Source organism: Coleofasciculus sp. C1-SOL-03 (assembly GCF_040220555.1).
In the GTDB taxonomy this organism is placed as follows: Bacteria; Cyanobacteriota; Cyanobacteriia; order Cyanobacteriales; family Coleofasciculaceae; genus Coleofasciculus.
In genome coordinates, this window is the sequence record NZ_JAVJUO010000131.1 from 106498 (window position 1) to 119523 (window position 13026).

8 protein-coding genes are annotated in these 13026 nt (G+C 45.9%); 6 read left to right on the plus strand and 2 right to left on the minus strand.

Going from position 1 to position 13026, the window contains the following annotated elements; genetic code table 11:
* Positions 1-29: 29 nt before the first annotated feature.
* Positions 30-752, minus strand: coding sequence for a response regulator (locus RIE73_RS20685; protein ID WP_446403054.1), 723 nt, complete (start codon positions 750-752; stop codon positions 30-32).
* Positions 753-1227: 475 nt separating this feature from the next.
* Here RIE73_RS20685 and RIE73_RS20690 point away from each other — a divergent pair, with 475 nt between their 5' ends.
* The 6 genes from RIE73_RS20690 to RIE73_RS20715 all read left to right on the plus strand — a co-directional run bounded on the left by RIE73_RS20690 (position 1228) and on the right by RIE73_RS20715 (position 11377).
* Positions 1228-2463: an ATP-binding response regulator gene (locus tag RIE73_RS20690; protein WP_446402970.1), complete on the plus strand. Its 1236-nt coding sequence runs from the start codon at positions 1228-1230 to the stop codon at positions 2461-2463.
* A gap of 54 nt (positions 2464-2517) precedes the next feature.
* A complete protein-coding gene (locus RIE73_RS20695; RefSeq protein WP_446402971.1) occupies positions 2518-3654 on the plus strand; it encodes a hybrid sensor histidine kinase/response regulator in 1137 nt (378 codons plus the stop codon).
* A 640-nt stretch (positions 3655-4294) separates the two neighbouring features.
* Positions 4295-7555 carry an adenylate/guanylate cyclase domain-containing protein gene (locus RIE73_RS20700; protein WP_446402972.1) on the plus strand — a complete coding sequence of 1087 codons (3261 nt, stop codon included), beginning with the start codon at positions 4295-4297 and terminating at the stop codon, positions 7553-7555.
* A gap of 297 nt (positions 7556-7852) precedes the next feature.
* The gene (locus RIE73_RS20705) at positions 7853-9169 is read left to right on the plus strand and encodes a four-carbon acid sugar kinase family protein (RefSeq protein ID WP_446402973.1); all 1317 of its coding nucleotides are present in this window, start codon (positions 7853-7855) and stop codon (positions 9167-9169) included.
* A gap of 538 nt (positions 9170-9707) precedes the next feature.
* Positions 9708-10223 carry a pentapeptide repeat-containing protein gene (locus RIE73_RS20710; protein WP_446402974.1) on the plus strand — a complete coding sequence of 172 codons (516 nt, stop codon included), beginning with the start codon at positions 9708-9710 and terminating at the stop codon, positions 10221-10223.
* 227 nt (positions 10224-10450) lie between these two features.
* Positions 10451-11377, plus strand: a complete 927-nt coding sequence (locus RIE73_RS20715; protein ID WP_446402975.1) for a CHAD domain-containing protein — start codon at positions 10451-10453, stop codon at positions 11375-11377.
* 311 nt (positions 11378-11688) lie between these two features.
* On the opposite strand, the gene RIE73_RS20720 is transcribed toward RIE73_RS20715, so the two are convergent.
* On the minus strand, positions 11689-12876 hold the full coding sequence (locus tag RIE73_RS20720; RefSeq protein WP_446402976.1) for a PEP-CTERM sorting domain-containing protein: 1188 nt from the start codon (positions 12874-12876) through the stop codon (positions 11689-11691).
* Between the last annotated feature and the right edge of the window lie 150 nt (positions 12877-13026).

The window sequence follows — 13026 nt, forward strand, 5'->3', positions numbered from 1 at the left end:
ATCAGGTATAGGGAATTATCCTGCATCCCCTAGGTAATTAATCCAGAACGGAGTGCATGGACAGCAGCTTGGGTGCGGTCATCAACGCAGAGCTTATTCAAGATATTGCGGACATGGGTTTTGACTGTGCCTACCGTAATATAAAGCTTATCCGCGATCGCAGCATTACTTGCTCCTGCCACTATTAGCTCAAGCACCTCTAATTCCCGTTCGGTTAAGGGATAGGCTTCGATGACTTGTTCGTACTCTGGACCTACCCCATCAATCTTGACGGTGCGCTCCGGATGCGCCGCGTCTACCTCCGCGGATGGCTCTCGTTTGACCTGTCGTAAAACAATACTGGCAATCGCTGGATCAATCCAGGCGTTCCCTTCCTGGGTTACGTCTAACGCCTCGACAAGCTGTTCAATTTCAATATCCTTCATGCAATAGGAATCGGCTCCAGCCGCAAAAGCAGCCAGTACCGCATCTTCACTATCATGCATGGTTAAGATGAGAACCCTTGTTTCTGGCTCCTGGGGATCTGTATGGCTACTCTTGAACTTGCGAGTCAAATCAATGCCATCCATATCCGGCAAACCGATATCCACAATCGCGACATCGGGTTTCAGGCTGTCCAGCAGCTTCAATCCTTGAGTCGCATTCGCCGCTTCTCCGACGACTTCAATTCCATCCTGTTCTTGTAAAGCGGCTTGTAAACCCATCCGCGTAAGGTTATGGTCTTCAATCAGGACGACACGCATAGGACTCACCATCAATGTTTCAGAACTCAAATTCGTTTGATCTTGGTCATTGAGAGATGTAGGACTGTTTGACTCCTTCTCTCGGATCTGGGGAATTTTCATTATTTAATCAGCCTAACCTAATCCATCTTGAGATTTAATCACTATGGCAGATCCGTGGCAGATGTACATCTATCAATAGTATCAAGCCGTTTCAGTTGAGCCAAAAATTTGCCAGCCAAGAGACTTTCAAGTGATTATGCCTATGGACTGAGACGAAAACCATAGCTATGAGCATACAATCTAAGACAAAGGTTGGACTGTCTTCAATGACAGCTTAGGCAAACTCACTTCCAGGAATAAGCTGCAACCTCCATTAAGTCAGTTGTGCGTTAGGTCAATAGCCTTGGCGCACCAGTTGCCATTTTCCCTGGGACACAACAGTGAGCTTGATGCTGACGTTGGTGATCAAGAAACCCTCAAATTCTGCTCGTTGATCAAAGAAATGCTCAATATTCTGCTCGTTGATGATGAGGACATCGATCGCTTAGCTGTGCGTCAGGCTCTGAATGCCACGGGCTTGTCAGTCAATTGTGTGGAAGCCTGTGACTATCATAGCGCGATCGCTCAGATTAACCATGAGACCTTTGACTGTGTCTTTCTAGATTACTGTCTCCCTGACAAAGATGGATTAAGCCTGGTGCAGGATTTACGAAACGCTGGCGTCAAGATTCCTCTGGTGGTAATCACCGCTCACGGTAATGAGCAAGTTGCCGTGGCGCTGATGAAAGCTGGCGCGTCAGACTATCTGGTTAAGGATAAGGTTTCACCGACAAGTTTAGAACGGATTGTGCAGAACGCCACTCGCATCTACCAAGCTGAACGCCAGGTTGAGTTAGCTCATCAGCAGTTGCGCCAGACGAATGAACAGCTAATCCGGCAAAATCAAGAATTAGCTCAACAACGGCAACAAATTCAACATCAAAATTTACAGCTAAAAGAACTCTCTAAACTTAAATCGCAGTTTTTAGCGACGACGTCCCATGAATTGCGGACACCGATGAATGTGATTATCGGCTTTGCTCAAATGCTTCTACTCCAACGCCATGGATCACTGACGCCCTCCCAAGTTAAGATGGTACAATGCATCTTAAAAAATGGCAAACATTTGTTATCACTCTTAAGTGAAGTCCTCGATTTCGCTCAAATTGAAGCAGGGTCTTTGGAACTCAAAGCTGAAGAATTTAATGTCGATCAAGTGGTTAACTCAACAGTTAATAACATCCGTCCCTTGGCACTTCAGAAAGGGTTAGACCTATCAGTGACCATTCAACTCAAAAATCCATCTGTCATTAATGATCGCTCTCGCCTGCACAAGGTTTTAGAACACTTGCTAATGAATGCGGTTAAATTTACCAAATCCGGGTCAATCTGGGTCAATGTATACGAGATTGAATTGCAACGACTGGTCATTGAGGTTGAGGATACGGGAATCGGTCTGTCTCAAGCTGAATTAGACTATATTTTTGAAGCCTTCCGCCAAGTTGATCAGACCATCGCCCGTCAATACGACGGCACAGGTTTAGGATTGGCAATGACCAAATCTTTAGTTCAACTGATGCAGGGTAATATTACGGTGGAAAGCCAAGTGGGAGAAGGGTCAATTTTCCGCGTCGAATTGCCGCGTTATCTGGCTTATTCGGGAAAGTTGACAGAAATTAAAATGCCTGCTTATAATTGATATTTTTTACCTGTTTTCACGTCACGATACATCTCATATAAAGATAGATGAAAAATGAATCTACCTGAGCAAAAAGCAGAGCGAATTCTAGCAGTTGATGACGCGCCAGATAATTTATTTCTGATGCAAACTATCTTAGAAACTGAAGGATATGACCTCAGTTTAGTCGAAGATGGATATTCAGCATTAGCAATAGTCGAAAAATCACCTCCTGATTTAATCTTGCTAGACGTAATGATGCCACAAATGGATGGCTATGAGGTGACTCGGCGGATTCGTCAAAATAGCAGTTTGCCCTTTATCCCGATTTTGCTGATCACCGCTTATGAACAATCAAGTGCGATCGAAGGACTCGATGCTGGGGCGGATGATTTTCTTCGCAAACCCGTGGATGTCGGGGAGTTGTTAGCGCGAGTGCGATCGCTACTGCGACTGAAGCATAGTATTGATGAACAAGCAAGACTGGCACGTCAGCGAGAGGATTTCGTCTCTCGTCTCACCCACGATTTGCGAACCCCCTTAGTCGCTGCTGATCGGATGCTGAGTTTATTGAAACGGGGAAGCTTTGGACAGCTTCCTGATTCAGCCATGGAAGCAATTGTTTCTATCCAACAAAGCAACCAACATTTGGTTCAGATGGTGAATACGGTGTTGGAAGTCTATCGCCACGATGCTGGGTCTAAAGAGTTAACGTTTGTGACTATAAATCCTCAGGAAATGATTGAGGAAGTCGTTCAAGAACTGACTCCCTTAGCCCAAGAAAAAGGACTAGCGTTAAGGTTGAATCTAGGAGAGTGTACCAATTCATTTAATTCAGGTAATTGTCAGGTGATGGGCGATCGCCTCGAACTCCGTCGCGTCTTCACAAATCTCATTGGCAATGCGGTCAAGTTTACGGAAAAAGGATCGGTCGATGTTGATTTAGGTTTAGAATCAGAACTCACAAACTCGGCAGATAGTCAACCCCCTTTGGTGACAATTTCCATTCAAGATACGGGAGCAGGTATTCGTCCAGAAGATCTCTCCACTCTCTTCAAGCGATTTCGCCAAGGCAAGCATAAGCGATCGGGAAGTGGTTTGGGGTTATACTTATCTCGTCGGATTGTAGAAGCTCATCAGGGTAGGATTGAAGTCGAAAGTGAATTGGGCAAAGGTAGTTTATTTACGGTTTATTTGCCAGCACAAACGTGAACTAAAGGGAACAGGGAATAGAGGGAGCTGGGGGAGCGGTGTAGAGACGTAGCATGCTACGTCTGGAAGCTGGGGGAGACAAAATTCAATTAGAGCTTTTTAGGGAATAGATTTTATGGTTCAATTAGGCGCAAGGCTTTGCGTCCCTACCGCCCCTACTGGACTGACACAGCTAAAATTGTGGAATAGATGTCACCATCGGATCGGGAATAAGGTGTGCCACGCCCCTACGTTGTGATATCACTACAGCAGTTTTACCTTAAGTAATACAGCCAACGTACAGTAAAATAGGGGTTTTTCATGGCTGCTGTATTACACCCGATCAGCCAATTCGGTCATTTTCTCAGAATTGTACGGAAATGATTCAATGAGTCCTGTATTTCCTTTACAGGAAGAATTATTTTCATCCCAACCCATTAAAGATACTATAGGATTCCTTGGGAAAAATCAATCGAGGAGTCCCGACTTGGCATTTGTCTAGGAAGACGGAGATTTATTCACTTTAGCGATACTTTAGGGATACTTAAGTTTTTGGTACAAAAGGAAGTAGCTTTTCGCTTTGATGATGCAACGCCAGAAAACCTGATTAATCAAATCGACGAGTTTATACAGTGTTATTCATGTAGGTGATCCTTGCCCCATGTTACTGCCAACCATTACCCGTCAGCTTGTCAAAGGCGCTAAACGCAGTCAAAAGATGCCATTGCGTGTGGTTCTGGTGGTTCCCTTTCTGCTCCAGATTTTTGCGGCGGTGGGGTTGACTGGATATCTCTCCTTTCGCAATGGACAGCAGGCGGTTGACAATCTGGTTACGCAGTTACAGACCGAGGTTAGCGATCGCATTGTACAACATGTTGATAGTTACATCGAAACGCCTCTTCTAGTCAACCATGTTCTCGCCAATGCTGTGCGTCGGGGTCAGGTGCAGACTCAGGATCAGCCTAGTGAACGCTATCTGTGGCAACTCGTCCAGATTACCCAGTCTATTAATACCATTCAGTTTGGCAGTGAGCAAGGAAACTATATTGGCGCAGGCTATACCCAGGATAGCCGCTTAGTGCTAAAAGTTGCTGATCCATCAACCAACCATAACTTTCATACCTACACCACCGACAGCCAAGGAAATCGGCAGCAACTGTTAGATAGTCGCGCCAATTATGACCCTCGCATTCGTCCCTGGTATCAAGAGGCTGCTTTTAAAGGTAAAACGGTTTGGAGTCCTATTTATGTCATGTTTAGCCATTCTCGGTTAGGGATTACCCTAGCTGAACCCGTATTTGACGACAAGGATCAATTATTAGGTGTGGTTGGTACTGATATTTTACTCTCTGAAATCAGTAAATTTCTCAACAGCTTAAGAATTGGTCAAACGGGACAAGCGTTTATTATTGAGAAATCCGGATTACTGGTTGCCAGTTCCACATCAGAACAGCGATTTATTCAGGATGGCGATAAAACCCAACGCCTATTTGCTACTCATAGCCGTGATCCTTTAATTCAATTAACGGCGCAGTATTTAAACCAAAACGTTGATACCTTAAACTCGATTAACCAGAGCCAACAGCTATCCTTTAACCTAAACCGCGATCGCTATTATTTACAAGTCACCCCTTTCCAAGATAATCACGGCTTAGAGTGGCTGATTGTGGTGGCGATACCGGAAGCGGATTTCATGGAACAAATCCATGCCAATACCCGCACCACGATTAGCTTATGCTTCGCGGCGTTCGTTGTGGCAACTGGGTTAGGAATCTTCACCGCCAGACGGATTACCCAGCCGATTACCCAGTTAAGCATAGCGGCGGCAAAAATTGCCCAGGGACAATTTGACCAACAAGTAAAAGTCAACAGCAAAATTCCGGTTCGGGTGAATGAACTCGAAATTTTAGCTCAATCCTTTAATCAAATGAGTCAACAGTTATACTCGTTTTTTACTGCCCTAGAAAACAATCAAGCCGAGTTAGAGTCGCGAGTTGAGCAACGCACCGCCGCCTTACGCCTATCGGAAGAAAAATTTGCTCTGGCTTTTCGCTCATCCCCGAACCCGATTACGATTACTACTCTGGCTGAGGGAACCTTTATTGAGGTGAATGAAAGCTTTCTCAAGATTACCGGATATGACCTAGAGGATGTGATTGCTCATACCTCCATTGAACTCAATTTTTGGGTTGAACCCCAAGAACGAACCCGAATCCGTAGCCTATTACAAAAGACAGGCGCTATTCGGGATCAAGAGTTTAATTTTTATACCAAATTGGGTCAGGTAAGAACGGGACTGTTATCCGCAGAATTAATTACGATTGGGGAAGAAGAATGCATACTGGCGGTAATTAATGATATCACCGAACGCAAACAGGCTGAACAACGAGTTGAGTTACTGCTGACAATTAGCCAAGCGATTAATGCCGCCCCCGATTTTCAAGCTGCCTTAGAAATTGCCCTGCATCAAGTGTGTCAAACCACAGGCTGGATTTATGGCGAAGTCTGGATTCCGGCGACAGACGGCATGGCATTAGAATGTAGCCATCGTTGGTATTACAAACAGACCGGACTTGATCCAGAGGTTATCACCGCCCTGGAACAATTCCGAGAGTATAGTGAAGCCCTAACATTTTTACCCGAAGAAGAAATACCGGGACGGGTTTGGTGTCACGGTGAACCGGAATGGATTAGTGATATTGCCGCCGAATCAGACGATGTTTTCTTGCGACTCAAATTGGCAACCGACTGTGGGTTAAAATCAGCCTTTGCTGTACCCATTGTTGCCCCAGCCACGCCGCAAACCTCTGCCCCGGTTTTAGCGGTGTTGGTGTTTTTTATGGCAGAAGAACACCAAAATGATGAAAATTGGATTGAGTTGGTGTCTGTCGTATCGGCGCAGTTGGGTCCAGTGATGCAGCAAAAGAAAGCCGAGGCGGAAATGAAGGCACTTTTTGCCGCGATGACGGATATGGTTCTGGTGGTAGATGCATCGGGTCGTTGTCTGAAGGTAGCACCTACTAATAAAGGAAAATGGTGTAAATCTCCGGGGGACATATTGGGAACAACGCTGTTGGAATATTTCGATTCCAGTCAGGTAGATTTTATTCTCAATAGTATTCGAGAAGCGTTGTTAACTCAAGCGACGGTGAATATCGAGTATTGCATCAATCTGGCAGGAGAAGATATTTGGTTTGCGGCGAATTTGTCACCGCTTTCCGATGATTCGGTGATTTGGGTAGCGCGTGATATTACCGATCGCAAACAGGCAGAGGTGGCATTACAGTTAGAACAAGAAAAATCGGAACAATTATTACTGAATATTTTGCCTGAACTAATTGCAGAACGGCTCAAACAAGACCAATCAGCGATTGCGGAGCATTTTGATGATGTGACAATTCTATTTGCCGATATTGTCGGATTTACGCCCTTATCGGCGCGGTTAAAACCGATTGAGTTGGTGAATTTACTCAATAAAATGTTTTCCACATTTGATCAGTTGGCAGAACGTCATGGTTTGGAGAAAATTAAAACCATTGGTGATGCGTATATGGTGGTTGGCGGATTACCCCAGCCGAGGGAGGATCATGCAGACGCGATCGCGCAGATGGCGTTGGATATGCAGCAGGCGATTACTCAGTTTCAAGCCGAACACAGTGAGTCGTTGCAAATTCGCATTGGAATTAATACCGGATCAGTCGTGGCGGGGGTGATTGGGATTAGAAAGTTTATTTATGACTTGTGGGGAGATGCGGTGAATGTCGCCTCACGGATGGAATCGTCGGGAGAACCGGGAAAAATACAAGTCACGGAGACGACATACCAGAGATTACAGGACAAATTCCAGTTTCAGGAACGAGGTGCGATCGCGGTTAAAGGGCGCGGCGAGATGAAAACCTATTGGCTGATGGGAAAATGTTGAGTTTTGATTGACCCTTCACGACCTTCGAGGACATGATGTGTAGGGGCAGGTTTAGGGATTCTCTTGTCGAAATTGATAGTAACGTTAGTACAAAACCCGCAATCTGTAGGGGCGGGTTTAGGGACTCTCTTGTCGCCATTGATAGTAACGTTTAGAACAAAACCCGCCCTGACTCCCTTCCATCTCCCAGACGTTGCATGCAACGTCTCTACATTGCTTCGTGCTTTCTCGCCAAGATCCTGATACCCTGAATTTCAGGGATAAATTGACCCTTGCCGATCGCAGGACACCAAGAGCATGACTAGCAAACCCAAAATTATCGTTTTGGATGATGACCCCACCGGTTCCCAAACCGTTCACAGTTGCTTGCTGCTGACGCGCTGGGATGTGCAAACGCTACGCTTAGGACTAGCAGATGCTTCGCCGATTTTCTTTGTCCTGACGAATACGCGGGCGTTAACCCCAGAGGAAGCCGCCACAGTCACCTGTGAGGTTTGCCATAATCTGAAAATTGCCATAGAAACCGAAGGAATCGACGATTTTCTTGTCGTCAGTCGCTCTGATTCCACCCTACGCGGACATTATCCCGTGGAAACCGATGTGATTGCCCAAGAAGTGGGACCCTTCGATGCTCATTTCTTAGTCCCTGCATTCTTTGAAGGTGGACGAGTCACCCGCGACAGTGTTCATTACCTGATGGTGGATGGCGTCCCTACACCCGTCCATGAAACTGAATTTGCCCGTGACTCGGTATTTGGCTATCGCCACAGCTATTTACCCGATTATGTGGAAGAAAAGACCAACGGAAGGATTAAAGCCGAAAACGTTGAACGATTTGTCCTCTCCGATATTCGTTCAGGAAGTTTAGAACGCCTCCTCAACTTAAGTGGGAATCAATGTGGTGTGGTTGATGGGGAAACTCAAGCCGATTTAGACCAATTTGCGGCTGATGTCCTCAGCGCCGCCGCCCAAGGGAAACGGTTCCTATTTCGTTCTGCTGCCAGTATTTTAACCTCGCTGGCGAGTCTAGGCGCTCAACCCGTCCCGCCAGAGAATATGGCACAATATGTCAGAGAAGGGAAACCGGGCGTTGTGTTGGTGGGTTCTCATGTTAAAAAGACCACCCAACAGCTTGAAGAACTCCTGAAACTCTCCGATATTGTTGGCGTTGAGGTGGATGTTACTCATTTACTTGAAGAGTCAACATCCCAACGGGATTCACTGTTAGCCAAAGTTGTCGCTGCTGTTGAGGAGATTCACAACTCGAATAAAACAGCCGCCATTTATACCAGTCGTGAGGAATTGGTCTTTAAAGACGTGCAAACTCGGTTAAACTTTGGCGCAGCCGTTTCAGCATTATTAATGGATATTGTTCGAGACTTACCCAAAGATATTGGCTTTTTAATTAGTAAGGGTGGGATTACGTCAAATGATGTCTTAAGTACAGGATTAGACTTAAGATCTGCCCGGTTACTGGGTCAAATTATTCCCGGCTGTTCTGTCGTGCGAACTCCAGGAGATCATCCTCAATTTCCTGATTTACCTGTGGTACTATTTCCGGGTAATGTTGGAGATGCGAATGGGTTAGTAACGGTTTATCAGCGCTTTTGTTGATTGTCATTGGTCATTGGTCATTGGTCATTGGTCATTTGTTAGGGGTTGATGGCTATTGACAGAACTTAAGATGAATGTCACTGACTTAAGCGGGGTTCGTAGTAGGCACTTTAGTGCCATAAGCGCTGAAGCGCTGACTACAAACTCTAAAGTCAGTAACATTTAACTTAAGAGGGTTGAGTTGATTTCCACCACCCTCATTAATGCAGCAAGCCCTATTTGCCGAATACAACTGCAAGATAAAAAGCTAGACGATTGCACGACAAGGTTTTCCTATTCCTTTTGACTCCTTCCCTGTTCCCTAAGTCATAAACCTTCTCCCCTCTCCTTAGAGGCTTGAGACTTTTGCTACAATAGGGTTTAGTTGGAGAATAGAGACGTAGATCACACAGGAGAACTCATTAGAGTCACGCCGGATGGTGGGTTAAGTTACCTCGAAAGCGGATTAAATTCACCGGAAATTAGGACTATTCTCAATTAATCGTTCAGCCAAATATCTGAAGATTAACTATGTTGAATTTATCAGGTAAAGCAGGCTATGCAATCCTCTGATCGAAATATGCTTAACCCAAACCAATCCTCAGCGTCAGCTAGAAAGCAAGACTTGTTTAAGAAACTAGAACGAATCAGAATGGCACCCGATCGCCTGCTAGAGGAGTATGCGGCGGGAGAACGGGATTATCGGGGATTTAACCTCAGCAATCTGGAGTTAAACGGCGTAGATCTCCAGAGAATTGACTTGAGTCAGGCAAACCTAGAAGGGATTGTCTTAGAAAAAGCTACGTTGACACGGGCAAACTTCACCAGAGCCAACTTATGTGGGGCGAATTTACGCCGAGCGGATTTGATTTGGGCAAATTTACATGGTGCTAACCTGCGAGGGGCAAATCTGAGAGGAGCTGATTTAAGCGGCGCTGATTTGAGTGGTGCAGATTTGACCGATGCTGATTTAGGCGGAGCCATACTACCCGACGGAACGATTGTTTTAACCAGTGAACAGTCGAGTCTCTTATGTGGTAAGCTGCGAAAATTGCCACTCAAACCGTCCAAATAATCCCCAAGAGAGAGGTTGAGTAGGACGCGATCGCACACGATAAGATCCATAAGCAGTCATGCATTTAAATTGGGTAAAAACCGTTCATACCCTTGCACCGCTATCAGGGAAAATGTATCATCGCTTCCCCGGCTTCCCAGACGTAGCATGCTACGTCTCTACATGCTCCCCTATCCCTAAAAACATTGTCAGCGTATTCTAACTCTAAGCGCGATCACACACTTAACATGGCATATCGATTAAAGGCACCCGAATCTATATCTGAGGGAGTTCAGCGCATTGCTTACGAACAGATTGACCAAGCATTAGCTCAATTACTGGGTCAAACTGATGATAGCCCAGACGAAGCGGTTCATGATGCTCGCAAGCGGTTGAAGAAGCTACGAGCATTATTGCGTTTAGTGCGGGATGAAATTGGTTCAGAGACGTATCACCAAGAAAATAGCTGTTTCCGAGATGCAGGGCGATTATTATCCGATGTACGAGATGCTCAGGTAACAATTGAAACCTTAGATGATTTAACCGAACATTTTGCCAATATTATCTCAGCCGATGGCTTTAGGGAAGTGCGTCAAGCCTTAGAAGCCCGTAGTCAATCCATTAGTGAACGAGTTCTGGACGAAAAAAATGCCCAAGAGGACGCCATTCGCATGATTAAAGCGGCGCGGGAACGGGTCAAAGATTGGTCAATTAAAAGCAATGACTGGTCAACAATCCAGCCCAGTCTCCAGCGCGTCTATAAACGAGGGGATAAAGCATTAATTGTAGCCTTTAATCAGCCTAGCGTCGAAAACTTTCATGATTGGCGCAAGCGGGTAAAATACCTTTGGTATCATCTGCGACTGCTCAAATTAGTATGGTCAAATTTGATGGCAGAAATGGCATCAGAAACGAAACAATTAGCTGATTATCTAGGGGATGACCATGATTTAGCGATGTTGCGTCAGTTACTGGAACAGGAACCCAAACTAGCAGGCGATCGCCCTCAACTAGACGCCCTAATTGGCTTAATTGATCGCCGACGACTTCAATTGCAGCAGTCAGCGTACTGTTTAGGACAGCGCATTTATGCAGAGAAACCAGGAGTCTTCGTTGAGCGGATAGGAGTATACTGGCAGATTTGGCGATCGGAACGTGAGCAACCAAGTTTGTAATTAGGGCTTGTAGTTGCGCTTGTAGTTGCGCTTGTAGTTGCGCTTGTAGTTGCGCTTTAGCGCCATCAACGCATAGCTGAGAGGAACTTCAGTATAAACGACGACCAACCCTTAAGTGTCCAGGTATCGACAGGTAGGGAGAATAGCGGTTCCCCAGTAGAGCGCGATCGCACTTAATATACCTTGATCTGACCCCACCCTAACCCTCCCCTTATCAAGGGGAGGGAACTCGAACGGCTTACTTTTCTACCTTAAGTTGACACTACTTTTCTACCTTAAGTTGACACGGATGGAGCGTAAGTCTTCTTGTATTAATCGTTTTGCTTGGCTTTTTTTCGTCTTCTTGAATGCTCTCGCTTGAATAAGGCTCCAAATCCGAGAGCAGTAGCTGAACCAAGAATAGTCAGAGGTTCTGGAACTGGCTCTGTGTTGGAATCGAGCCGCGCTATCCAGGCTTCAGTATTTCCTTGAGGATTAGTTCCATAACCAACAATAGTTAAACCATCATTAGAAATGGCACGAGCCGTTCCCAAACTCCAGCCTGTTAAATTTAACTCAAAGTCACTTTCCAGAACCTGTTGCAGAGAACGCATACCTTTAGTGCTGTCCCAGATAAAGGCTCCACCACCAGAAGAGCTACCGACAACAACAGAACCATCTGCAGATACGCCGTAAGCTATGCTGTAGAAATCACCTCCAGGAAGATCTCCTAGTCCTTGGATTCCGCCCGATTCCGTCCAGCGAAAAGCTTCAAGACCTGAGTTACTCCCTCCCATTCCCACAACCACAGAACCATCGGCTGACACATCCCAAGCCGCAGAGGAACTACCTCCAGGTAACTTACCTAGTCCCTGTATTCCGCCCGATTCCGTCCAGCGAAAAGCTTCACCACCAGGGCTTGTGGAGTGACCTACAACTACGGAACCATCGGCTGACACACCAGAAGCTAAACTGTTGAAATCACCTCCAGGCAGGTAACCGAGTTCCTGTATTCCTCCCGCTTCCGTCCAGCGAAAGGCACCAGAAGCACTTCTGCCATCAGTCCCCACAACAATAGAACCATCGGCTGACACATCAATGATTCCACTGAGAAAACCACCATCAGCATCGTCACCGAGTCCCTGCATCCCTCCCGCTTCTGTCCAGCGAAAAGTTTCATAACCAGAACGACCAGAAGCACTAGAGCCAAATCCTACAACCACAGAACCATCGGCTGACACACCAGAGGCACCACTGCCGAAATCACCCCCAGGTAAATCCCCCAGTCCTTGCATCCCTCCCGCTTCCGTCCAGCGAAAAGCTTCATCACCGGAGGCACTATTGCTTATTCCCACCACAACAGAACCATCGGCTGACACACCAATAGCCGCACTAGTAAAATCACCGCCAGGTAGATCTCCTAATCCTGTAAATGATGCAGCTAGGGCAGAGTCACTCTTAGCGATCCCTAATCCCAAGACAACACCAAAAGTTACAATCGCAAGTCTAGAGATACCCATAATCATCTTGAACTCCTTCATTCTTTGAATTAAGGTAATGTCACGCTACCAAATATTCTGGGTATTGTTTGTTTTTGTGAACTTTAACTCACAGATGTGAACTTGCTGATTGCTTTGTTGCCATTCCCAGCAAGCAACAACATTCCTATC

What these genes read in the sequence shown, in the direction of transcription:
- RIE73_RS20690 (WP_446402970.1), top strand. Translation starts at nt 1,228, where the DNA reads ATGCTCAATATTCTGCTCGTTGATGATGAGGACATCGATCGCTTAGCT.
- RIE73_RS20695 (WP_446402971.1), top strand. Translation starts at nt 2,518, where the DNA reads ATGAATCTACCTGAGCAAAAAGCAGAGCGAATTCTAGCAGTTGATGAC.
- RIE73_RS20700 (WP_446402972.1), top strand. Translation starts at nt 4,295, where the DNA reads ATGTTACTGCCAACCATTACCCGTCAGCTTGTCAAAGGCGCTAAACGC.
- RIE73_RS20705 (WP_446402973.1), top strand. Translation starts at nt 7,853, where the DNA reads ATGACTAGCAAACCCAAAATTATCGTTTTGGATGATGACCCCACCGGT.
- RIE73_RS20710 (WP_446402974.1), top strand. Translation starts at nt 9,708, where the DNA reads ATGCAATCCTCTGATCGAAATATGCTTAACCCAAACCAATCCTCAGCG.
- RIE73_RS20715 (WP_446402975.1), top strand. Translation starts at nt 10,451, where the DNA reads ATGGCATATCGATTAAAGGCACCCGAATCTATATCTGAGGGAGTTCAG.
- RIE73_RS20720 (WP_446402976.1), bottom strand. Translation starts at nt 12,876, where the DNA reads ATGGGTATCTCTAGACTTGCGATTGTAACTTTTGGTGTTGTCTTGGGA.